The organism is Mesorhizobium sp. UC74_2 (assembly GCF_042701485.1).
GTDB lineage: Bacteria > Pseudomonadota > Alphaproteobacteria > Rhizobiales > Rhizobiaceae > Mesorhizobium.
This window is the reverse complement of record NZ_CP170562.1, coordinates 2,465,945-2,488,196: the sequence shown is the minus strand read 5'-3', so window position 1 is coordinate 2,488,196 and position 22,252 is coordinate 2,465,945. Positions and strand designations below refer to the sequence as shown.

General features: G+C 58.9%; 18 protein-coding genes, 1 tRNA gene and 2 pseudogenes. 5 read left to right on the top strand and 16 right to left on the bottom strand.

The window, feature by feature from the left end; genetic code table 11:
• Window positions 1–532: 532 nt before the first annotated feature.
• Entirely contained in the window at window positions 533–1,066 is a 534-nt protein-coding gene (locus ACFJIU_RS11915; RefSeq protein ID WP_379071543.1) for a methyltransferase domain-containing protein, read from the bottom strand.
• 564 nt (window positions 1,067–1,630) lie between these two features.
• Entirely contained in the window at window positions 1,631–2,548 is a 918-nt protein-coding gene (locus ACFJIU_RS11910) for a class I SAM-dependent methyltransferase (RefSeq protein ID WP_379071540.1), read from the bottom strand.
• Window positions 2,549–2,725: 177 nt separating this feature from the next.
• On the opposite strand from ACFJIU_RS11910, the gene ACFJIU_RS11905 reads away from it, so the two are divergent.
• The 5 genes from ACFJIU_RS11905 to ACFJIU_RS11885 all read left to right on the top strand — a co-directional run bounded on the left by ACFJIU_RS11905 (window position 2,726) and on the right by ACFJIU_RS11885 (window position 7,881).
• Entirely contained in the window at window positions 2,726–4,555 is a 1,830-nt protein-coding gene (locus ACFJIU_RS11905; protein ID WP_379071537.1) for an HAD-IIIC family phosphatase, read from the top strand.
• On the top strand, window positions 4,555–4,806 hold the full coding sequence (locus ACFJIU_RS11900; protein ID WP_379071535.1) for an acyl carrier protein: 252 nt from the start codon (window positions 4,555–4,557) through the stop codon (window positions 4,804–4,806). The genes ACFJIU_RS11905 and ACFJIU_RS11900 overlap by 1 nt, the downstream gene beginning before the upstream one ends.
• 11 nt (window positions 4,807–4,817) lie before the next feature.
• Window positions 4,818–6,032 (top strand): hypothetical protein, encoded by a 1,215-nt coding sequence (locus tag ACFJIU_RS11895; protein ID WP_379071532.1) that lies wholly within the window; start codon window positions 4,818–4,820, stop codon window positions 6,030–6,032.
• 120 nt (window positions 6,033–6,152) lie between these two features.
• Complete coding sequence (locus ACFJIU_RS11890; RefSeq protein ID WP_379071530.1) at window positions 6,153–7,265, top strand: hypothetical protein; 1,113 nt, start codon at window positions 6,153–6,155, stop codon at window positions 7,263–7,265.
• A 16-nt stretch (window positions 7,266–7,281) separates the two neighbouring features.
• Window positions 7,282–7,881, top strand: a complete 600-nt coding sequence (locus ACFJIU_RS11885; protein WP_379071527.1) for a calcium-binding protein — start codon at window positions 7,282–7,284, stop codon at window positions 7,879–7,881.
• A gap of 229 nt (window positions 7,882–8,110) precedes the next feature.
• Here ACFJIU_RS11885 and ACFJIU_RS11880 read toward each other — a convergent pair whose 3' ends face one another.
• The 14 genes and pseudogenes from ACFJIU_RS11880 to ACFJIU_RS11815 form a co-directional block, all read right to left on the bottom strand.
• Window positions 8,111–9,049 (bottom strand): glycosyltransferase family 4 protein, encoded by a 939-nt coding sequence (locus ACFJIU_RS11880; RefSeq protein WP_379071524.1) that lies wholly within the window; start codon window positions 9,047–9,049, stop codon window positions 8,111–8,113.
• 178 nt (window positions 9,050–9,227) lie between these two features.
• Window positions 9,228–9,302: transfer RNA gene (locus tag ACFJIU_RS11875), tRNA-Val, on the bottom strand.
• 112 nt (window positions 9,303–9,414) lie between these two features.
• Window positions 9,415–10,095 (bottom strand): phosphoglycolate phosphatase, encoded by a 681-nt coding sequence (locus ACFJIU_RS11870; RefSeq protein ID WP_379071521.1) that lies wholly within the window; start codon window positions 10,093–10,095, stop codon window positions 9,415–9,417.
• Window positions 10,096–10,172: 77 nt separating this feature from the next.
• Entirely contained in the window at window positions 10,173–11,942 is a 1,770-nt protein-coding gene (locus tag ACFJIU_RS11865) for a dipeptide ABC transporter ATP-binding protein (protein ID WP_379073059.1), read from the bottom strand.
• 47 nt (window positions 11,943–11,989) lie between these two features.
• A complete protein-coding gene (locus ACFJIU_RS11860; protein WP_379071518.1) occupies window positions 11,990–12,934 on the bottom strand; it encodes an acetamidase/formamidase family protein in 945 nt (314 codons plus the stop codon).
• Window positions 12,924–14,566 (bottom strand): annotated as a pseudogene (locus ACFJIU_RS11855) (ABC transporter substrate-binding protein). The gene ACFJIU_RS11860 and the pseudogene ACFJIU_RS11855 overlap by 11 nt, the downstream one beginning before the upstream one ends.
• 33 nt (window positions 14,567–14,599) lie before the next feature.
• Window positions 14,600–15,520 (bottom strand): ABC transporter permease, encoded by a 921-nt coding sequence (locus tag ACFJIU_RS11850; protein ID WP_379071515.1) that lies wholly within the window; start codon window positions 15,518–15,520, stop codon window positions 14,600–14,602.
• A pseudogene (locus tag ACFJIU_RS11845) lies at window positions 15,517–16,424 on the bottom strand (ABC transporter permease). The gene ACFJIU_RS11850 and the pseudogene ACFJIU_RS11845 overlap by 4 nt, the downstream one beginning before the upstream one ends.
• On the bottom strand, window positions 16,402–17,007 hold the full coding sequence (locus ACFJIU_RS11840; protein WP_379071512.1) for an ANTAR domain-containing response regulator: 606 nt from the start codon (window positions 17,005–17,007) through the stop codon (window positions 16,402–16,404). The pseudogene ACFJIU_RS11845 and the gene ACFJIU_RS11840 overlap by 23 nt, the downstream one beginning before the upstream one ends.
• Window positions 17,004–18,137 carry a transporter substrate-binding protein gene (locus tag ACFJIU_RS11835; protein ID WP_379071510.1) on the bottom strand — a complete coding sequence of 378 codons (1,134 nt, stop codon included), beginning with the start codon at window positions 18,135–18,137 and terminating at the stop codon, window positions 17,004–17,006. The genes ACFJIU_RS11840 and ACFJIU_RS11835 overlap by 4 nt, the downstream gene beginning before the upstream one ends.
• 182 nt (window positions 18,138–18,319) lie before the next feature.
• Complete coding sequence (gor, locus tag ACFJIU_RS11830) at window positions 18,320–19,711, bottom strand: glutathione-disulfide reductase (protein WP_379071508.1); 1,392 nt, start codon at window positions 19,709–19,711, stop codon at window positions 18,320–18,322.
• A 112-nt stretch (window positions 19,712–19,823) separates the two neighbouring features.
• Window positions 19,824–20,435 (bottom strand): DUF2059 domain-containing protein, encoded by a 612-nt coding sequence (locus tag ACFJIU_RS11825; protein WP_379071505.1) that lies wholly within the window; start codon window positions 20,433–20,435, stop codon window positions 19,824–19,826.
• 19 nt (window positions 20,436–20,454) lie between these two features.
• A complete protein-coding gene (rpiA, locus tag ACFJIU_RS11820) occupies window positions 20,455–21,153 on the bottom strand; it encodes a ribose-5-phosphate isomerase RpiA (RefSeq protein WP_379071502.1) in 699 nt (232 codons plus the stop codon).
• Between the two features lie 91 nt (window positions 21,154–21,244).
• Window positions 21,245–22,195, bottom strand: coding sequence for an alpha/beta fold hydrolase (locus ACFJIU_RS11815; protein ID WP_379071500.1), 951 nt, complete (start codon window positions 22,193–22,195; stop codon window positions 21,245–21,247).
• Window positions 22,196–22,252: the final 57 nt, after the last annotated feature.

The window sequence follows — 22,252 nt, the reverse complement described above, 5'->3', positions numbered from 1 at the left end:
TCGAACGGCTGCCACCTTGATATCCCGCTTGTCGATTGGGCATCGACGGGCATCTACGTGGCTGATAGCACATTCTACAACACGATTACCGGCGCGCGTGTTGGGACGTGAATGATGCAATCGTGATCGATACTGGCGTTGATGTTAACGGCAGTGGTTGGAGGTGGCGCTACCGCAGTTTCTGGCACCAAATTGGTTGACAACAGCTCAGAGCCAAAGCGCCGGAGCGGTTCTCTCTATCCAATGGCGTCGCGAGTTCCATACCCATGCGATCGCCATATCGAAAAGGAACAGGGGGTACCGGGGAAACTCGAAAGGCAGTGTTGATCGTCCGTAAGCGTGGGCGAACACGACACCAATTGCCGCGAGACCGCGCAAGGCCTGGCTGGCGGAGTTCTTAGTCTGCGGGATCACCGCCTCGGTTCTTTGCAGCATATACAGAAGTGCCCCAGCGCCCAGCTTCTATAAGTTTATCACGTGGAAGCGAGCGATGATTTCGGATATCGCCACTGCCAATTCGTGCGGCGAGTAGTCAGCAAACATCGACCCTCATTTCACCAACTTGTCGGAGATCGGCGGGGTCTGTGGTGCTTTTCACATCTACAAGATAAGCTCCATTGGCGGTTAGCAGCCTCAGGAAGCCGCGCTCACGAAGTCGGTTGTGATAGCTGATCCGGTTCTTCACCAAAGCTCCCCAAGCCCATTCCGGGTACTTAAGGAAATTGACCTTGGAGACAAAGTTATGGAAGTGATCATGGAGGCCGATCAAGGCATAAAAGACGCCACTTGGCTTCAGAACGCGCCGGGCTTTCGACACTAGACCAGCGACCACATCAAGGGGAACATGCTCTAGAACGGCGTAGGAATGGCATACGTCAACGCTCGCGTCTGATAGCCCAGTTGCGCAAGCGTCGGCCGGCGCTCGGTAATCAATACGCAAATCCTTGAGGGCTGTTGTCATATCAGCGTCGATCGCCAACCCAAGCTGTTGCGCTGACTGTGACAGCCCTCGATGGCGAAGGTGTCGGATGTGGCGTAAGTCACTACAGAGGCGCCAGCCTGCCACAGAGCAAGGGTTGGCAATGCATCCCAGCCCGTGCCAACTTCGACGACTGTAGCACTTTCAAGCCGGGTAAATCGGGACAGGTGCTCAATGCTTTCGCAGACTTCAGAAAGGCGAGTCGTCTCGACCGCTGAGCCTCTACGAACCGCGTTAGCTGAGTTGGAATCGGTGGGCAATTTCGAACTGCAAGGCTGTTGGCAGATCTACATGTTTACGGATTTAAGAGCATCGATGAGGATGTGGTTGGTCCAATCGGGCTTTGCTGCCGCCAAAATCATAAGTAGGTGTGTCGCTCGACCGATCTGTGGCTGAGGTAATAGCAGCCTTGTGATGCACGTCCGAGTGAGGGCGAGTTCGCTCTTCGACGAAAAAGCCCGACTGAGATTTTCAGTCGGGCACCGCGACATCTTCGGATGCCCTGTCAATTCGCAATGGTGCGAAAAAACTAGCCGGCTGCAAGAGATCTAACAATCGAAAAAAACGTCCAAACGAACGCGTTGCGGCGGGTTGGTGCATTGGACGATGTCGGTGAATGCACCTGCCCGATTGTGTCGTAGCTAGCGGATATTACCAGATCGAATTCACTCGCTTCTGAAGTACCAAAGCGATTGAACGCGGCGCGAAATAGCGTGACCGCGGAGTGGTTTCGGGTTCAGCCGAGAACATGGATCGTACTCTGAAGCCTGCCTGTTCGCATGCAAGAACAAGTTCGGACTCCCGGCGATATTCATAGATGTGGTCAATTTCGGCTGCGGTGAGCGCGGATGTGACGAAGGCGGGAGCGCCGGGTTCGAGGCTGTTTGCCAAGTTCGACAACAGCACATTAGGCTTCTCAAGATGCTCAAGCAGGAAACACGAAATGCCGGCTTGTCGCGGACTTGCCGGTGCCCAGTTCAACGCATCTGCCACATAGTGGGAGATGTTTCCGCCGAAGCCCAGGGCATCGGTCATCTTTCTGCTACGCTCGATCGTGGGTTCGGAGACGTCAACGGCATCGATTTTCAACCCCGGAACATTGCGCAGAGCCGACAGGTGCCAGATCCCTGAACCTGCACCGAGGTCAACCAGCGAACTTCCTTCTGGGAGCTTATGGAGCATCGGCACGAAGTGCTCTTCGAAGAATTTGTAGATGCGAAGATGGTGCGCCCACACAAAGGTAGTTGTGAAAACACCCCAGTGATATAGCTGCATGAATTCAGGGTTGTCGTAGGCTTTTGCAAACACTTCGGCGAAACTTGAATTCTCGTAGCGGCCAGTCTTCTCGTATTTCAGCTGAGAACGGTTCACATCGAGAACGAACTCGCAGTAGCCATCGACGAGTTGTTCGGCCCAGTCTTCGCCCAACGAAATCTCGGCCCAATGTAACATCGGCTCTGCCAAGCGATGAAAGGCGTCCGGTTCCGACGTTAGCGTTCTTGCCATTTCTGACGCAAAAATCGGCGCGCGTGCGTTGAGGCAAGCTTGGAGCTTTTCGACGTAGGACATTCGCTAATCCGGAGTGACAGAGTTTCGGGCGCCACCGGTTGCACAAATTGCGGGGGATGCCAAGGGCAGGGATCAATTGCCTTTGTATTTGACAGTCCCGGCGTGGAAACATAATGAGACTGCCGCGTGCTCCTAGGGTTGCGCATTGATTTTCATCGAGGGGCGGTGGTCGATTAGATGCAAATTCAGCCACTAATCGACCTTCTGGCGGCTATTCGCGAACGCGATGAAAACTCGCTCATTCGCATTGCAAGGGGCGTGTCCAATTCCGACGATCGTGCTTCCTTCGCGGCATTAATGCGTCAATGCATCTTCTATTCCGACGGGTCTCCGCTCTTCTACCGACGCATCCGTAACATCTGGGATGGTGCCGGAATGCCTGCCCTTAAGTCGGTCAGTGTGTCGAAGACCGTTCAAATTTTGTCAGATTGCACGGTTGATGCGCTGGTACCGCAGCTTGAGCTTTTCTTGGCCGCCTATGGAGTTTCCGCATCAATAGAACTTGGCGAGTTCGATTCTGTCGAGTTCGAGGCGCATGCTGGGAAGCACAGGGAGATCGATCTGACGTTAGTCGTTCTGTCGGAGCGCTGGTTGCACAAAATGGTCGCTGCATTTCCCGCTTCGCAGCAAGACCTTGACGCAGCGAAGACCGCTCTCACAGCTCTTGCGAAAGCGCTCGCATCACGGCGATCCGGTATTATGGCATTCACTACGTTCTATTCGGGTGCGTGGCCGCAGGTCGCGAGTTCCGCGCATGTGGACGGCAAGGTCTCCATGAGCCGGATTGTAGCCGAGATGAACGCGACACTGTCCACTCTGGTCTCGGAAGGTATCTATTGCATCGATACTCAGCAGGCTTTGCACCTTGCGGGCGGCGCGAAAGCCGCCGGTGCGGTGTCCGCTATTCGAATGCGAGCTCCCTTTGAAGATGCTGGCTTTGTTGCGCTGGCACGAGAAATAGCGTCGGCAGTCGCACACCAGTTCGGGCGTGGCCACAGAGCATTGTTGACCGATTGGGATAATACGATCTGGGGCGGCGAGGTCGGTGAGCTCGGTCCGGAAGGCGTCGAGATTGGTCCTGAGACGCCGGATGGATACGGCTATCAAATCCTTCAGTCATACATCGCGGAGTTGAATGCGCTCGGTGTTGCGCTGGCGGCTGTAAGCCGGAACGATCCCAAAGTTGCGGACGTCCTCGATGTGAACAAGCATCTGGCCTTGCGCCGCGCAAACTATGCCGTTCTTCAACTTGCCTGGGGTAACAAAAGCGAATCTGTGGCTCGCGTTGTCGAGCAATTGAACTTCGGCTCAGACTTCATGGTCTATATCGATGATAACCATGTTGATCTGGCTGAAGTGCTATCTGCATTTCCTGATGTCGATGTCGTGCTGGCAGGACCGGAACCGGATCAATCTCTAGCGCGCCTTTCTGGCGGCCGGTTCTTCAATGCGCTGCATGTTACTGGCAATGATCTTCAGCGTCAGGGTCAGTTCGTTGCGCTGCGGCGGCAGCGCGAGGCGATGCAGGAGGGCGGTTCGCGAGAGGATTTCATTGCGTCACTCGGCGTCGAGTTGACCGTTGAAGGCCTGAACTCGTCGAATATAGATCGGGTGCTTCAACTTGCCCAGAAGACCAACCAATTCAACCTAACGACCCGCCGGCATAACCGCGAAGACGTCGAGCGCATGATAGCTAACGGCGCGCAGGTGGGTGTTTTCGACTATAAGGATCGCTTCGGATCCCAGGGGATCATCGGAGTGATGATCCTGACGCCAATAGAGCAAGGCAGCGAAATCGACACCTGGTTGATGAGTTGCCGTGTTCTAAACCGAGATGTCGAACAGTCGATGTTGAACTGGGCCAAGCAGCGATCGGCTGGAAAACTGATCGGCACCTATTTGCCGACACAGAAGAATAGCTTAGTTCGTGATCTCTATCCTAACCTTGGATTCCGGGCCGTCAACGATGGCATCTACGAACTGGACATTTTGAGCGAGATTCCTTGATGACGAAGACACTCAGCGCCGCCGATACGGAAAAGCTCACAACGGTGTTCCATGACATCTTTGGCGACAGCAAGCTGCAGATTGCGCGTGAAACCACAGCGGCCGATGTTGCCGGATGGGATTCTTTCAATCACATCAACCTCATGATGATGGTTGAAGGGGAATTCGGTATCCGCTTCAAGACATCGGAAATCACCCATCTCAAGAACGTGGGTGAGTTGATGGATCTGATCGCCTCCAAGCTGAACTAAGGTAAACTTCCGTGGCAATCTTTGCCGAATTGACCTTTGTGGTCGTCGTCGCGATTGCCTACGTGCTGGTCCAAGTTCCCGTTGCAATTCCACGGACAACCTGGTTCGGGGCGATCAATCTTTGTGCCCTCGTCGCCCTTTTTGGGTGGAGGTCCACGGTCGTAGTTGCAGCCGTGGGCGTAAGCTATTGGATGGTTCTCTGGCTGATTGCCAAGTTCGACAAGCGTCCAACTTATTCGGCGGCAATCTATGTGTTAGCTTTTGCAAGCGTGGGGCTGCTATTCGTTGGCCACAAGATGCTTTTGGAGCCGGGCAACGACTTTTCGGTATGGGCTCCGTTCAAGATTGTCGGCATGGTGTCGCAACAATGGCCGGCCGCACAAGCTTTCAGCCTTCTTCAGCTGGTTGCCTTTTCATATGTCTGCTTGCGCCTTGTTGACGCCATTCGGGCCGTGGGTGCCGGGGAGAGATTACTTGATCCGCTCGGACTGATCGGGTTCCTCGTCCCGTTTTTTATGACGCCATCAGGACCGATCAATGAGTATGAGGACCATCTGACGATGGATGAAACCGAGCCGGCTCATCCATCCGCAGCTCATTTTGTCGATTCACTATGGCTGGTTGTCTGCGGGTACTTTCTCAAATTCGCGGTTGCTCAATCGCTGGGATTGTTTGTCAGAGGTATCGATGGCGCTTGGCCAGTTGCCACATTCTGGGATTCGACGGTGTTCCTGGCCTATGTGTTCCTTGAGTTTTGTGGCTACTCGCTGATCGCCCTTGGGGTCGGCAAGCTCCTATCCGTGCCGACGCCAGTGAATTTCAACCATCCTTATTTAGCGACCAGTTTTGCGGACTTCTGGACGCGCTGGCATATGTCGCTCGGCAGTTTTGTCAAACGCACGTTCTACTTCCCGGTACGGGTTTGGCTAACGCGCTCGCTCAAGCCCGCGCGGCACGAGACAGCGAAGATCCATTTGATCAACGCAATAGCGCTGATCGTGCCGTTCACCCTAGTTGGTCTCTGGCACCGATTTACCTGGATTTTTCTCCTTTGGGGTCTGGCTGTCGGCATCGCAGTGGCGGCAGAAACGATAATCAGAGAAGTTTGGGGAAAGAAGGGCGGCCTTTCGCTTCCGGCGTGGGTTGCTCGACCTATCGTCAGCATCTACTCGGTGGCACTTGTTGTGCTCATCCTTCAGATCGCACTTCAGGATTTCGCGAAATGATGCTTGGCCTGCAAAGGGAGCACTACCTCAAAATCTTGCTGATTGTCCTTATGCTCGCCGTGATCTCATTTACGGCAGGCGGCGTTCCTGAGCGTTACGTCTACGGGGGGTTTTGAGGAAATGACGCGCAGCTGGGGAAACGCACTTAGGGCAGGGGTAATCCTCGCTGTCGCCTCGGTTGTCCTATTGGGCGCGTCTCTGGCGTTTGGCCTTCCGAAATGGTCGGTTTTGGATCGAAATCAGTTCGCGTTTCTGCCAGGAACGTGGTTCGCTTCGCAATTGGCTACAGTTCAATATCCTTCCCGGACCTGTCTGCTGGTTGGGGCTTCGGTTGTCCGAGAAGGTTTTGATAGTTCGAAGCTAAAAACCGAAGTGCCGGACGTCGAATTTGTCAATCTGGCAACTACTGGCGGATGGTCGCCGATGGAAGTGATCGATATCCAATCGTCCATTCTTGCCGAGCAGTCCAAGCACTTCCGTTGCATTATTGTCGGATTAGACAACTTCTATCTGAGGAACTTCACCCCGGATGCCTATGAGCTCGTTACAACGAACTACATAAGTCAGTTGCCGGCGACTTCGCTTCCTTCAATGGTAGGGCTGACTCAGGGAGTGTCAAATTTCAAGAGGGTGTTAGCTCGTACCATTATGCCCTTCGGCAAGCACGCGACCGATGCGCAGCGCTGGTGGCGCTATGGGATTTATCTCGCGAAGAAGTACTTTGCACCGAGCACCGACGTTTCGAATTACGAGCTTTTCGATGGAGAGCTAAAGCCGGCAGTCCAGTTCATGTATGAAAATCTGCCGGCCCAACTCGACACAAGTCGAAAGCAAACAGGCGATGCGATCGTCAAGTTCGATTTGGAGAATCCGGCTTCGTACACTGGATCCGGTCCTCAGCAAGCATTCGTCAGATCGATGGCGCGATTGAAAGCCATCGCCGACGCGGTCGTTATCGTGCGGATGCCTTTGACTGCCACATACGCGCGCGTAGAAGCGGCTGCGGAGCCGTCGTTCAATCGTGCAATGAAATCAGCCGGGGTAAGCCGCTTCATCGATTGCAAGATGCAGTCGCAGAAGGAGGAAGATGTCTTTTTTGATACTGCACATCTCAACCCTGTTGGCAGAGATATGCTTTCCCGCAGTGCGGGGAAAGCGATTGATGGGCTGCTCGGCGAAAACAGACTCGAGCTGGAGACCAGTGAGACCTGCGCTGTAGTTGAGCCGTCATAGCGGGTTTAGGAATTCTTTGGCTGCCACCCAAGATAGCTCCGACAATCTCTATGGCCGAGGCGGCAACGACCAGCTCTATGGCGGCAACGGCGACGATCACATCGACGGTGGCGTCGGAGCCGATCTGATCGACGGAGGCTCGGGCTTCGACACGGTCTACTACACGCAAGCTTCCAGCGGCGTTCGGGTTGATCTGGCGGGCACCTTGCCAGGAACCGGCGATGCGGCCGGCGACATTTTGGTCTCCATCGAGAAGGTGGTCGGAAGTTCCTACGCAGACGACCTCTACGGCGACCAGGGCAACAACACACTTGTCGGCGGCGCCGGCAACGACTGGCTCAGCGGCCGCGACGGCAACGACAGTCTCTATGGTGGTGCCGGCATCGACGTCTTCGTCGTGGCCCCCAATAACGGAGGGGACATCATCTTCGACTTCCAGGACAACATCGACAAGATCGACCTCAGGGCCTGGGGGGTTGCGTCCATCAGCCAGGCGGTCAGCTACATCGCCGACACCGGCCCGGATCTGCGCTTCGACTTCTCAGACGGCTCCCATCTCACCGTCCTCAATGTCGCAAACTTCACAGACCTCGACAACGATATCCTCATCGCCTGATCGCCTGTTTGAGCAGGGCAAGAGCGCGTGCCCCGACTATATATGCTGCCTGTTTGAGAAACCTCGAATTCCGTTGGTTGCGCCGGCATCGAACCGCAAATTGCGTCATGATGGGGGTTTGTGCTGGGGGCTCATTGTCCGCTGGCGGGGATATCCTGTCGTCGCTGACTGGGTTGGGTCAGTCCAGGTTTCCAAACGGTCAGTCGCAGATTCCGGTGAAGCTTTCCTGTCAGCTCCTGTAGAAATCAATTCGTTCTCTGATCGCGACGGACGAGAACAAGCGCTCGGCTGTCTGTCGGGCGTTGTGGCCGACGCTAGCCCGCAAAGCAGGATTTGCTTTTAGTGTGGCCAGGATCTCAATGGCTTCCTCGGGTGTGTCAAACAGAAAGCCGTTCTCGCCCTGCTTGATGTGATCAGCATAGCCACCATGCCTGTGGCAGACCACCGGTAGAGCGCACGCCATCGCCTCCAGGACCACGCGGCCGAAAGTCTCTACATGTGTGCCGGTGCGGTAGTAGAACACATCCAGCGTTGGCAAGAACTCCTCTGCTGGAAACTGCCCTTCGGGTAAAAGTTCGACCTGTGGCCGCGCTGCCAACCTGTCTTTGAGAACTGTTCCGCCCTGGATCCGCACTGCCGCGTCGTCCGCAAGCAAAGCCTCATAGACCTGTGTGTCGTCTGGATGGTGTTTGGCGGCAGAATTGCGGCTAAGTCTGCCAACCGTGAAAGCGCGATCTGGTCTTCGCGGGGCCGGCGAAAACCTGTCGATATCAATTGGCGACGGATGTACGACGCCGTCGAGTTGCAAGATCCGCTTTTGAAATTCTGAAATCAGCACCATCTCGGCCTTTGGCCAACCGAGCATGCGTGGCATCCGTGTCGTCAGCGCCGGGATCTTGGGGTGAAAGGTGTTGAATACATAAATCAATCGGCGCGGCCGCGGTATCAGGTAGGGCCAGAGTTTGCCCCGCCAGTGCGCGCCGAGAAACACGTATGTTCCACCGTCCGGCACGTCCCACGTAAGCGGTGAGGGATGCCGAATGGGGTATTGCAGCACCAATTCATTCGATGCTCTCGAGGAGGTTGCCCAAAGACGAACCTTCGTATCGGCACTCAGGTGCCGATACAGTTCTAAAGTCTCCAGGTCGCTGCCCCCGTAGGGGCTCATGAAGCCATTGAATAGGTGAATCATACGAGACGCGATAAGCAGCCGGGCTGACTGGATAGGAGGCATCAATGCAAGTTAAGTCGCAGCGAAGCCTACTGCGCTCAATCGCATCACCAGTTTCGATTTACGTCAAAAATAGAGATGCGAGCGAAAAATCAGCTCGATCAGGTAAGCGGAATGGTGGGCGATGTAGGGATTGAACCTACGACCCCACCCGTGTGAAGGGTGTGCTCTCCCGCTGAGCTAATCGCCCGCTCCGTGCCCGAAGGCCAAGCGCGCCGCGATATAAGGTGGGTGGTAGCTGGAAGTCAACAGTCCGTTCCACGCTTCCATGGTCGGAAAGTGCGGATACGGCAAAAGATTTTTCAGCGTGCCGCCACGATCAGTTTTTCGACAAGGGCAGGGGTCAGTTCGTCGAAGTGTGAGATGACCACGGATGGCTCGAATTCACTGACATGGCGATCAGTGTAGCCAAAATCCACCGCCACCACAGGAATGCCGGCGGCCTTGGCTGTATCGATGTCGGTCTGCGAATCGCCGACCATGACAGCGCGTTCCGGATCACCGCCGGCCAGGGCGATCGTTTCGAGAAGGTGGCGTGGGTCCGGTTTGCGGAAAGCGAAGGTATCTTGGCCGGCGATCGCCGCGAAGTGCTTGTTCAAGCCGAGCGCTTGGATCAAGGCCTTTGAGTTTGCTTCATATTTGTTGGTGCAGACAGCGAGCACGTAACCCGCTTCCTCCAGCCGGCCTATTGCGTCCACAACGCCCGGGTAGGGCAGCGACTTACCGGGTATGTTCTGCGTGTAGTGGGTCATGAACAAGCCAAGCAGGCGGTCAAGCTCCTCGACCGTCAACACCTTGCGTTGCGCCGCATAGGCGCGTTCGATCATGACGCGCCCACCCTGGCCGACAAAGCGCTTGAAACCGATATAGTCGACACTTTCCAACGCGCCGTCGACCAGGCTGTGGTTCAAGCTGTCGAGCAGATCTGGCGCGGTGTCGACAAGCGTTCCGTCAAGGTCGAAAACGATAATGGGGCGCGTCATGATCCAGTCCGTGATTGCAGCGAAGCAAGGCGATAGCTGTTCGCTCGCTCCGATACAAGCAGCGCGACGGCTATGGCTCAGTGTGCTGAGGCGATGTGGGCTGCGACCATGTGGCCGTCACCGACATCCGTCAGCATCAGTTTCTCCGGCGGGTCCCCCACGCGGCGAACCGGGCTTGCGATCTCGCTGTCCAGTCTGGCGAACCGCGTTCGCCGACGGGCTGGATCCGGTACCGGAACCGCCTCGATCAGCCGCCTCGTGTAAGGATGGCGCGGATTGGAAAAAATCTGGTCGCGCGTCCCCATCTCTACGATCTGGCCGAGATACATCACGGCCACCTTGTCGGAGATGTTTTCGACCACCGCCATATCGTGTGAGATGAAGAGATAGGCGACGCCGAACTCGCTCTGCAACTCCTTGAGCAGCCTCAGCACGCGCGCCTGCACCGAGACGTCGAGCGCGGAAACACTTTCGTCGGCGATGATAAGCTTGGGCCTCAGCGCCAATGCGCGCGCGATGCAGATGCGCTGGCGCTGGCCACCTGAGAATTCATGCGGGTACCGCTCCATCTGGTCGGCGGTGAGGCCTACGCGCTCGAACAATGCCGCGACGCGGTCGATCCGTTCCTTCGGAGTGCCGATGCCGTGGATGAGCAAGGGCTCCGCGACCAGGTCGCCGACACGCATGCGCGGATCGAGTGACGCGTACGGGTCCTGGAAGATCATCTGGATGTCGCGGCGTACCGCCTTGCGTTCGTCGCGCCCAAGCACAGCAAGGTTGCGTCCGCCAACGGCGATGTCGCCGCTGTAAGGAAGCAGGCCAGCCAGTGCTTTCGCGGTGGTGGACTTGCCGCAGCCCGATTCACCGACCAACGATAGCGTTTCGTTCGACGCTATCGAAAAATTGACGCCTTCGACGGCGTGAACGCGGCGCGTGACACGCCCGAAGAAACCGCCGTGCAGATCGAATCGCACATGAAGGTCGCGGACCTCGGCGACGGCGACCGGCTTGGTCTGTTCTTCGGTTCTAGCCGGTGTTGCCGCGCGCCCGGAACCCATCTTGGGTACCGCGGCAAGCAGTTCGCGCGTGTAGTCGACCTGCGGACGCTCGAAGATATCGACGATGGTTCCCTGTTCGACCATGCGGCCGTTGCGCATGATAATCACCCGATCCGCCATTTCGGCAACGACGCCCATGTCATGGGTGATCAGGATGACGGCAGTGCCTTGCTCGCGCTGCAGGTCACGCAGCAACTCCAGCACTTCGCCCTGCACGGTGACGTCGAGAGCCGTGGTCGGTTCGTCGGCGATCAGCACGTCTGGCTTCAAGGCCAGCGCCATGGCGATCATGACACGCTGGCGCATGCCGCCGGAAAGCTCATGCGGAAACTGTTTCAGGCGGCTCTCGGCTTCCGGAATACGGACGGCCTTCAACGCTTCGATGGCGCGCGCGCGTGCTGCGCTGCCGTTCAGGCTGGTGTGGGCTTCGATAGCCTCGATAAGCTGACGTCCGATCGAAAGCACCGGATTCAGCGATGTCATCGGCTCCTGGAAGATCATCGCGACACGATTGCCGCGAATGGTCTGCATGCGTTTTTCGCTCAAAACCGTGAGATCGAGTTCGCCGAGATGGATCGAGCCGGCCGAAATGCGCGCTTGCGGCTGCGGCAGCAGGCCCATCACCGCCAGCGAAGTCATCGACTTGCCCGAGCCGGACTCACCAGCAATACACAGCGTTTCGCCGCGAGAGAGCGCGAAGGAGAGGTCGGATACCACCGCTCGCTCCCCTTCGTCCCCGCGCACGGAAACCGTGAGGCCGGAGACGGCAAGCACCGGCTTGTTGCCCATGTCAGGCGCGGCGATCGCCGCGCCTGAGTTTGCGTCGCCTGCTGCGGTCATTCGAACACGCAACGCGGGAAGTAGAACGACACCACCCAGTTCGGCATGTCGACGATCTCGCTGATGCGGAGATCGCCGCAGACCGAAACCAGCATGTAAGCATCGACCGGATCCATCTGATAGCGGGCAGCGAGCAGGTCGACCATCTGGGCAACGGCTTCCCTGGCGCCCGTCATCAGGTCGGGTCCGATGCCGGTCGTCACCTCGTACCCCTTGGCGTCGAGATGGCGTGTCACGGGACCGGATGTGGTGAAGCGAGGCGTCTTCAGCCGGGCATTCTTGACCAGGTCGAGCGTGAGCACGACATCCATCGGGCTCTCGATCGCGGTACCGCAGACTTCCCCGTCGCCCTGGGCTGCGTGGGTGTCTCCTACCGAGAACAAGGCACCGGCCACTTCTACGGGGAGGTAAAGCGTGGTGCCGGCGGCAAGGTCGCGGATGTCGAGATTGCCGCCGACGCGGCGCGGTGGCACCACCGAATGCAGTCCTTTTTCCGCCGGCGCATTGCCTATGGTGCCGGCGAAGGGCTTGAGTGGCACACGGCCATGCTTGCCGAACAGCGCCGGTTCCAGAGAACTGGCATCATACTTCCAGATGGCCAGCGCCGGTTCCTTGAAGTCGTCGGCGAGCAGGCCGAAGCCCGGAATGTTGGCCGTCCAGCCGAAGCCGGACGGTTTGAACTGTTCGATGGTGATCTTCAATGCGTCGCCGGGCTCAGCGCCCTCGACATAGATCGGCCCGGTGACCGGATTGATCTTGCCGAAGTCGAGCCTGGCGATGTCCGCGACCGTGCTGTCGGGCTGCAACTGGCCGCCGGACGAATCCAGGCAGTTGAACTCGATGGTCGAGCCGGGTTTCACCCGCTCGGCCGGGACGAAGGAGTTGTCCCAGCCGAAATGATGATGACGCCCGTGGATCGTGTAGTTGCAGTTATTGCACATCGTTCACATACACATAGTCGTAGTTGATCGGGATATGGACCGGGTCGACATAGAGCTTGTCGTCGCCTGCCATGCGCGGCGAACGCATGGTGAAACGCTGCTCGTTGAACACGGGAGCCCACGGCGCGTCTTCCATGACCTTGGCGTAGATCTCGCCCCACAGCTTGTAGCGTTCGTCCGCCTTGGCCGGATCGACGATGGAATCCGCCTTCGCGGCCTTGGTGTCGAGATCCTTGTTGCAGTACCAGGCCCAGTTCCAGCCACCCTGGACCGCGCCACCGCAACCGAGGATAGGGCCGTAGAAATTGGAAGGATCCGGGAAGTCGGCGATCCACGCCATGCCGCCCGACCAGATCATCGGCGCGCCGGCCTTGTCGCCGCCGGCTGCGATCACATTGGCCTGTGCCAGCGACTGGATCGAGGCCTTGATGCCTATTGCCGCCAGATCCTGCTGGATAGCCTGTGCGATGCGCGGGTTGGGGTCGGTGTTCATGACGAACAGCTGCGTCTCGAAACCGTCGGGATGACCAGCCTCGCCGAGCAGCGCTTTCGCTTTATCGACATCGTATTTGTAGCCGGCAAAATTCTTGTCGTAACCGGGCATCGATGGCGGCAATGGCTGGTTGGCCGGTACGGCGCGGTTGTTGATGATCTTGACGATGCGTTCCTTGTTGATGGCCATGTTGACGGCCTGGCGGACCTTCACATTGTCGAACGGCGCCATGGTGGTGTTCATGGTGACGTAGCCGGTCTGGAGTTGACCACCCTCGACAACACGCGCCTTTTGCGCTGGATCGGCCATCACTTCCTGAATTTGGCCGGCGGGATGCCGTCACCCGGCACATCGACTTCGCCCTTCTGCAGGCGCAGCAGTGCAACGATCGGCTCCTGGCCGATCTCGAAGGTGATCTTGTCGAGATAGGGCAGGCCCTTGTGCCAGTAGTCGCCATTACGCTCGAACACCAGACGCTGACCGAGCGTCCACTCGGCGAGCTTGTATGCGCCGGTGCCGACCGGATGCTTGCCGAAGTCGGCGCCATATTTCTCGACCTCTTCCTTCGGCACGACGTGGCTGAAATTGATCGCCATTACATGCAGGAAGGTGGCGTCGGGCCGCGACAGCTCGATCTTGACGGTTGCAGGATCGACAACCGTGACACCGGCAAGGCTTTGCGCCTTGCCTCCAGCGACGTCCTCGTACCCTTTGATGGAAGCGAAGAATCCGGCGCCGGGGCTCTGGGTCTTCGGATTGGTCACGCGATCGAGCGAATATTTGACGTCGTCGGCCGTCATTTCGCGGCCATTGTGGAATTTCACGCCCTTGCGCAGCTTGAATGTGAACGTCGTGCCGTCCGGAGAGATCTCATAGCTTTCGGCGAGCTCCGGCCGCAGGTTGGTCGTGCCGGGTTCATAATCCATCAGTCCGTCGAACAGGCTCTTGATCATCGACCAGTTCTGCCAGTCGTAGCCGATTGCGGGGTCGAGGGTCGCGACATCGTCCTTGTAGGTGATGGTGATGGAGCCGCCCTGCTTGGCATTCGGATCGAGCTTCTCTTGAGCAGATGCGGGCGCCAGCCCAAGCATCAGCGCCAGCGCCGAGGCTGCTACGGTTGAGGCAAGATACTTCTTCATGTTCTGTTCCCTTCTCTTGTTTTGGTTGAATGGTCAGCGCAGCTTGATGCGCGGATCGATGAACGGAGCCACGATATCGGCGAGCAGGTTGCCGAGCACGATGGCGCAGGCTGATACCAGCGTCACACCCATGATGATTGGAATGTCGACACGCTGGATCGCCTGCCAGGCGAGCTGCCCGATGCCCGGCCAGCCGAACACGCTTTCCACCACCACGATGCCGCTCATGAACAGGCCGATATCGATGCCGATCATGGCAACGACGGGCAGGATGGCGTTGGGAAGGGCATGGCGAAACAGGATGGCACCACGCGCCAGCCCCTTTGCGCGGGCGGTGCGGATATAATCCTGACGAAGCACGTCGATCATCGACGAGCGCATCATGCGCGAATACCAGCCGGCGCCGAGGATGCCGAGCGTCAGCGATGGCAGAACCGCATGCCGCCACGTGCCGTAGCCGCCGATGGGGAACCAGCCGAGCTGGACGGCGAAGACATAGAGCAGCAGCAGCCCGACAACGAATTGCGGCGCCGAGACACCGATGAAGGAGCCGACCATGAGGGTCTGGTCCGTGGCACTGCCGCGTTTTGTGGCTGCGATCAGTCCCATGGTCAGGCCGATCGCCAGTTCGCACAGGATCGCACCCACCATCAGGACGAGGCTTGCCGGCAGGCGCGAAACGATCAGTTCGCTGACTTCGGATCGCTGGATGTAGGAGCGGCCGAGGTCACCTGAAAGCAGATTGGTGAGATAGCGCCAGTACTGCACGACAAAGGGTTGATCGAGACCGAGTTGCTGGCGAATGCTCTCGACTGTCTGCGGCGTCGCGCTGCGGCCGGCGATCTGGCGCACCGGATCGGCTGGCAGCAGATAGAGCAGGGCGAAGGTGATGATCGAGACACCGAGCAGGATCAGCGCTGCCTGGATCAGGCGGCGGGTAAGATAGGCGATCATGCCCGTCCCCTTTGCGTCGGGTCGAGAATGTCACGCAGCGCATCGCCGACCAGGTTGAAGGCAAGCGCGAGAGCCAGGATGGCGGCACCAGGAAGAAGACCAGCCAGGGAGCTGCCTGGAAATAGGTCTGGTTTTCGAAGATGATGTTGCCCCAGGAGGCTGTCGGAGGCTGCACGCCGATACCAAGATAGGACAGGGTGGCTTCCAGCAGCACCGTGGTCGAGATGCCGAGCGTTCCCCACACGATGATGGTGGGGAGAAGATGCGGCAGGATATGGCGGAACAGGATGCGCGGCGTGCCGGCGCCGATGGTGCGCTCGGCATCGATGAACTCGCGCTCGGCCAGCGAACTGGTCTCCGTGAACACGACGCGGGCAGTCTGTACCCAGTTCACCAGCGCGATGACCATGGCGACGATCCATAGGCTTGGCTGGAAGACGGCCGCCAGGCAGATGGCGAGCAGGAGTGCAGGGAAAGCCATCATCAGATCGGTAAACCGCATCAATGCACCGCCGATCCAGCCGCGGAAATAGCCGGCGGTGACGCCGACCAAAGTTCCGATGAGCAGGGCGGTTCCGTTGGCGACGACGCCAATGACGAGTGACGTGCGCGCGCCATAGAGGATCCGGGTCAGAAGATCGCGTCCAAGCAGATCCGTGCCGAGCCAGAACGCGGCATTGGGTGGCAACGGCGCACCTTCGAGCGTCAGCCCGTCGAACAATTGTTCGTTGGGATCATAGGCCGTCAGCCAGGGCGCAAAAATCGCGCCGACAACCGTGATGGCGATGATGACAAGCCCGATGACGGCGAGGGGACGTGTCAGAAGGCGGCCGAACACACCGGGTCGGCGTTTTGCCGGCAGGCGCGGTGCGATAGGCGCGTCAGGCGCTATGGGATTGGTCAATGCCGCCCTCCTTTTCGCTCATGGCGACAACCCGGCGGGCAGCTTCCTCGAGATTCACCTGCCAGCTCATCGCCAGCGAGCGCAATTGCGCATAGGCGCGCTCGTCATCGATACCCTGGCTGGTCAAGGCGGTCACCGCACGCACGATGGTCTGGCGTTCGGCGACGCGCGCCTGCAGCGTTGCAATCTCGTCGGCCAGTTGCCGACGCGCGGCGAAGCTCTGGCGGGCGATCAACAGCGCGGAATAGACGCCGGAATTGCCGACCGGTTTCAGCAGCTGGGCATCGGCATTGTGGGACAGCGCCCACTCGATACGACCGGGCGCTTCCGAGCCGATCAATGCGATGATCGGCATCGGCGCCTCGCCCGGTGTCCAGGGAAATTGTTCGTTGAAACCGAGATCCACGTCGAAGAAGACGAAGTCTGCCCCAAGTGCCTCCGGCGGCAGCTCCGGCCAGCAGTCGGTCGCCGAAAGGCCGATCGCGGAAAGCTGGCGCATGATGGCGGTGAGGTTGGCATGCTGGCGGTGCAGCACAAAGGCCTTCGCGCCGCCGAGGATCGGGATGCGGGCGGCGCGCTTCATGACACCACCTTAAGCTTGCGACGGCCGAACACCTTGGTCCGATCATAGCGCGAAAGATAAGGGTCTGGCTCGATCGCCTTGGTAACGCTTACTTTTTCAAAACCGTCACCCGCGATGCGGCCGATCTCGACGGGCAGTGTCGCGTGCTGAGTTTGCTGATCGATGCTGATCGCTCCGAACGGCGTGTTGAAGCTGCTGCTTGCGAAGGCAGCAGACAGTTCGCTCGGGCTGGCGTCGCTGCCGGCAGCGAGAATGGAAGCCAGAACTTTTACGGAAGCGAAGGCCGAAGCCTGGAAGGATGAGGGACGCGGCTCACCGCTCTCGGGTTGGCCAACCAGCCATATCTCCTTGAGGGAAGCGTCGTGGAAATACGGTCCGGCGGAAAGGTGGCCATTGCCGGCGGCGCCGATGGCCGGCAGTTCACATTCGGTCAGATTGCAGGAGATGATCGGGCATTGCTGTGGCGTAAAATGATCGTCTTGCCGGGCCAGTTCCGCATAGGCCTGGAAGAAAGCGTAAGAAGAGGGGCCGATCAGGTTGTTGAGGATGAAGTTCGGGCGGGTCGCGCGGATCTCTTCGATCAGCCGTGAGACATCGGTCTCTCCAAGCGGCAGATAGCGTTCGCCGAGCACACGGCCTCCGGCGTCGGCAATCAGGTCGCGGGCGACGCGATTGGTTTCCCAGCCCCAGATGTAGTTGGAGCCGGTCAGGAAGCCATTGGCGCCGTAAATGGGAATGACGTGCCCAAGCAGCGGCACCAGATGCTGGTTGGGACATGCATGCATGTAGACGACATGCTCGTTGGCCTCGAACCCCTCATACGGGCAGGCATACCAGAGCATGCCGCCGGCTTTCTCGAGTGCCGGAATGATTTCCTTGCGACTCCAGGACGTGACGCCGCCGATGATGTGGCGGGCACTTGAGTTGCGCAGGATGTCCTCGGCCAGCGTCGCATAGCGGTCGGCGTTGCCTTGCGGATCGCGCTCGATCGGAATGAATTCGATCGGCGAAAAGGGATCGGCATTGATTGCTGCGATGGCCTGCATGGCACCGCGATGACAGGATTCCGAGACGAGGCGGTAATTCCCGGAACGGGAATACAGGATGCCGATCTCGACGCGGCGTTTCACCAGCAATGTCCCCCAAAACGAAAATGCCCCGCAGCCATCGCCGTCAGGCGAGGCATACGAGGCACGCTTGCCGTCCGGCTAACAAGGCCGGTATTTTGTCCTTAAACTATCCGGTGCTGCTCCGCAGTCAAGAGCAGGAGCCTGGTTTTCTGCCGCATCGGAAACGAATCGATAGCGGGGCGCTAGTCGATCCGTTCGCCGTTTTTGACGCGGTATGTTGGTTTGTACATCGTGACAAGCTCTTCTGCGGCTGTCGGATGCACAGCCATGGTGCGGTCGAAATCATCCTTGGTCAGGCCTGCCTTGATCGGAATGCCCAGAAGCTGGGCCATTTCTCCCGCATCGGGTCCGAGGATGTGCGCGCCAAGCACCTTGCGGCTTGCCGCATCCACCACCAGCTTCATCAGCATCTTCTCGTCGCGTCCCGAAAGGGTGTGGCGCATCGGCCGGAAGGAAGCGCGATAGATTTCAAGTTCCGCGAAACGCTTGGCGGCATCATCTTCCGAAAGGCCGACAGTGCCGATTTCCGGCTGCGAGAACACGGCAGTGGCAATGGTGTCGTGATCGGGCGAAGTCGGCTTGTTCTTGAACGCGGTCTCCACGAAACACATTGCCTCATGGATGGCCACCGGCGTCAGCTGGACGCGGTTGGTTACATCGCCCACGGCCCAGATGTTGTCGACATTGGTGCGGGAATACTGGTCAACGATGACGGCGCCTGCCGGCGACAGTTCCACGCCGGCGGACGCCAGGCCGAGACTTTCGGTGTTGGGCTGGCGCCCGATGGCAAGCATCATCTGATCGACGGTAAGTATGTCACCTCCTGTCACCCGGACGTCGAGCCGGCCATCCGGGCGACGCTTCACTTCTTCCGAAACCGTGCGGCAGAGGATGCGGATACCTTTCTTTTCCATGGTTTCGTGCAGAGCATGGCGCAGGTCCATATCGAAGCGGCTGAGGATTTCGGTGCCGCGATAGATCAGCGTCGTTTCCACGCCGAGGCCATGGAAGATGTTGGCGAATTCGACGGCGATGTAGCCACCGCCTTCGATGGCGATCGCCTTCGGCAGTTCAGCCAGGTGAAAAGCCTCGTTGGAGGTGATGCAATGTTCATGGCCCGGCAGCGCGGGGTGCGCAGCCGGGCGGCCGCCGGTGGCGATCAGGATCTGGTCGGCGGTGACCGTCCGATTTTCCGCCTCCAGGCGGATGGTGTGGCGATCGACGAGTGTGGCGCGGGTCTGAAAAGTCTCCCCGCCGGCGCCTTGCACGCCCTTTGCGTAAAGTCCCTCGAGCCGAGCGATCTCACGGTCCTTGTTGGCGATCAATGTCGGCCAGTCGAAACTTGCCTGCGGCACGGTCCAGCCATAGCCAGCGGCGTCCTCGAAATGCTCCGGAAACTGTGAGGCGTAGACGAAAAGCTTCTTCGGTACGCAACCGCGGATCACGCAGGTGCCACCGAACCGATACTCCTCGGCGACGCCGACCCTCTTGCCGAGTGCTGCGGATACGCGTGCCGCGCGCACGCCGCCCGAGCCGCCGCCGATAACGAAAAGGTCGTAGTCGTAAGCGCTCATCGTGAAATCCTGTTCCTTTGTACAACGCAGGTGAGAGGTAGGCGTGTAATCGTCAAAAGAAAAGCCCGGCAATTGCCGGGCTTCTTGATCCAGTCGCGCTGAGATGCAGCGATCAGTTGGCGCTTCCGTCCGCAGGTGCTGCACCCTCGGCTGGAGCCGCTCCATCGGCAGGGGCTGCGCCTTCTACCGGAGTGGCGCCGTCGGTCGGAGCAGGAGCCTTCGCGCCGGCGGCGGACTGCAGTGCTTCGCCGACCTGCTGGGCGAGGTCCCGAGCGACGCCGTTCTGCCAGATCTCGGCGGCCTTCACGAGTTCACGGGTCACGATAGGGCCGCTGTCGAGCAGCTTCTTGCCGGTCTCGGACTGGTAGAAGGTGGCGATGTTGGTGAGGTCCTGTTCGGAGAACACCTTGGCGTAGGCGGTCGCTGCTTCCTTCTCAAGGTCGGAGCGGCGCGAAGCCAGCGCAAGCGCCTTGGCATTGATCGTCTGGCTGATCAGCTCCTGCAGGTCGGGATTCTTCTGGATCAGCTGGGCTTCGAGTGCCGCGGCCGCCTGCGGGAGGATGTTGTCGAATGCGTCGGTCGCATGGATTGCCGAGACTGCCGCGCGGGCAGCCTTGAGGTGCGATTCGGAGATTTCCTGAGCGAAGGAAGGCGCGGCAAAAGCAACGACAGCAGCAGTCGCCAGCATCACGGAAAGACGACGGACGCGGTTATTCAACATCATGATCGGAAAACTCCCTTGTTTATCGGGGTGCGTGGACAGTTTCGATGCCATTGGCACCTGCAACCACCGCCGCGGACGCCAGCCCGATGAAAAGACCGTGCTCGACCACACCGGGAATGGCATGGAGGGCATTCGATAGCGCTCTTGTATTCGGAATGCGGCCAAAAGATGCATCGAGGATGAAATGACCGCCGTCTGTAACAAAAGGCTGGCCCGCCGTCATCCTCAATGTGATCGGCCCGGAAAGACCGAGTTCGCGTGCCGCAGAGGCAACGGCGATCTCGGTCGCGCGCAGGCCGAACCGGTTGACCTCGATGGGCAATGGGAAACGGCCGAGCATATCTACGAGTTTCGAGCGGTCGGCGATCACGATCATGCGTTGCGAAGCCGCAGCCACGATCTTTTCGCGCAGCAGCGCACCTCCGCCACCCTTGACCAGTGTAAGCTCCGGATCGATTTCGTCGGCGCCATCGATGGTGAGGTCGAGTTCAGGGGTCTCCTCGAGAGTCGTCAGCGGCACGCCAAGCTCGGCACACAGTGCAGCCGTGCGCTCCGAGGTCGGCACGCCGATGACGGAGAGACCGGTGGCGACCTTTTCAGCGAGTAGCCGAACGAATTCCTCTGCCGTAGAACCGGTGCCGATGCCGAGCCTCATGCCATTCGTGACATGGGCGAGGGCTGCCCGCGCGGATTCGATCTTTAGTTGCCTGGCATCCATGGTCGGAATTCGCTTCCCCGCGCCTTCGTTGCGGGGCTCCTAGCATTTTTGTCCGCACGGTCAAAGGGTATGCGGATGAGCTGGCCAGCTTCTATGCCATTTGTGGCGGTGGACTGCCGGCGGTGAAGGCCACACCGTTGAGCAACCAGGACAGAAATGGCGGCCACAAGGTGGTTGCGAAGCGTGAGCGGAAAAAGCCGAGATGACCGATCGGGCCGCCGGCGTCCTCCGGCGAAATCCAGCGCCTTTCGATTGGCGCATGGTCATAGTGTTTCATCAGCGATACGACGGCGCGTTCGGTTCCCCATGGATCGTCACTCATGCGCAGGGACAGGATCGGCGTGCGCACCTCTGCGAAACGTTTTGTTTCCCTCAGTCCGGGATCGTCGAAGAAATAGTCCGGCATCGAGCACCAGCGTGCCCAGTCACGGAAAACCGTCGCAGGGATCGGTTCGCCAAGGCGCATCCATTTCGGCATGTTGCTAAAGAGATAGGAGAGCGGCACGCCAAGCAGGAACATGCGCGGTCCGGCCCATTTGTCGTCGAGACCGCGGTGATAGCCTGACATGACCGCGATCATGCCGTAGCGGGTGAAGCGGTTCGAAATGCCGCTCAAACCCAGCGCCTGGCCGCCATAGGACTGCCCGACACCGACCATGGGATGTCCTGGCGCAACCGCATCGAGCGCCTTGGCCGCTGCCGGCATGTCACGCAGTCCCCAATCCGCCATGCCGATGCGTTTCGACCAACCTTTGGAGGGCATTGAATCGCCTGTGCCGCGATAGTCATAAATGAGCACGCCACGCGCGCCTGCCTTCACGGCTGCAGTCGCAAAGGCCGCATAGAAACCGCGTGGCACCGCGGTTGCCGAAGAGATCAGCACGAGCGGTTGCTGTCCGTCGCCTTCGAACAATGTGCCGGTGAGAGGAAAGCCATCATCCGCGTCAAAGCGGATATCGCGGCGATGTACTTCCTGAGCGGTTGCCTCTTTATCCCTTTGAAGGGAGGCGGGCCGGATAGACTGCGCCTGGGGAGATGTCATAGATCCTGCCTCCCATGATCGAAAGCAGAGTCTACCATTGACGTGAACGTCAAAGTC

Excerpts from the sequence above, each read along its gene's own strand:
- ACFJIU_RS11905 (WP_379071537.1), top strand. The coding sequence starts at position 2,726 with ATGCAAATTCAGCCACTAATCGACCTTCTGGCGGCTATTCGCGAACGC.
- ACFJIU_RS11825 (WP_379071505.1), bottom strand. The coding sequence starts at position 20,435 with ATGATGTTGAATAACCGCGTCCGTCGTCTTTCCGTGATGCTGGCGACT.
- ACFJIU_RS11865 (WP_379073059.1), bottom strand. The coding sequence starts at position 11,942 with ATGGGCAACAAGCCGGTGCTTGCCGTCTCCGGCCTCACGGTTTCCGTG.
- ACFJIU_RS11850 (WP_379071515.1), bottom strand. The coding sequence starts at position 15,520 with ATGATCGCCTATCTTACCCGCCGCCTGATCCAGGCAGCGCTGATCCTG.
- ACFJIU_RS11815 (WP_379071500.1), bottom strand. The coding sequence starts at position 22,195 with ATGACATCTCCCCAGGCGCAGTCTATCCGGCCCGCCTCCCTTCAAAGG.
- ACFJIU_RS11900 (WP_379071535.1), top strand. The coding sequence starts at position 4,555 with ATGACGAAGACACTCAGCGCCGCCGATACGGAAAAGCTCACAACGGTG.
- ACFJIU_RS11860 (WP_379071518.1), bottom strand. The coding sequence starts at position 12,934 with ATGTGCAATAACTGCAACTACACGATCCACGGGCGTCATCATCATTTC.
- ACFJIU_RS11880 (WP_379071524.1), bottom strand. The coding sequence starts at position 9,049 with ATGAGCCCCTACGGGGGCAGCGACCTGGAGACTTTAGAACTGTATCGG.
- ACFJIU_RS11910 (WP_379071540.1), bottom strand. The coding sequence starts at position 2,548 with ATGTCCTACGTCGAAAAGCTCCAAGCTTGCCTCAACGCACGCGCGCCG.
- ACFJIU_RS11840 (WP_379071512.1), bottom strand. The coding sequence starts at position 17,007 with ATGAAGCGCGCCGCCCGCATCCCGATCCTCGGCGGCGCGAAGGCCTTT.
- gor (WP_379071508.1), bottom strand. The coding sequence starts at position 19,711 with ATGAGCGCTTACGACTACGACCTTTTCGTTATCGGCGGCGGCTCGGGC.
- ACFJIU_RS11870 (WP_379071521.1), bottom strand. The coding sequence starts at position 10,095 with ATGACGCGCCCCATTATCGTTTTCGACCTTGACGGAACGCTTGTCGAC.
- ACFJIU_RS11890 (WP_379071530.1), top strand. The coding sequence starts at position 6,153 with ATGACGCGCAGCTGGGGAAACGCACTTAGGGCAGGGGTAATCCTCGCT.
- rpiA (WP_379071502.1), bottom strand. The coding sequence starts at position 21,153 with ATGGATGCCAGGCAACTAAAGATCGAATCCGCGCGGGCAGCCCTCGCC.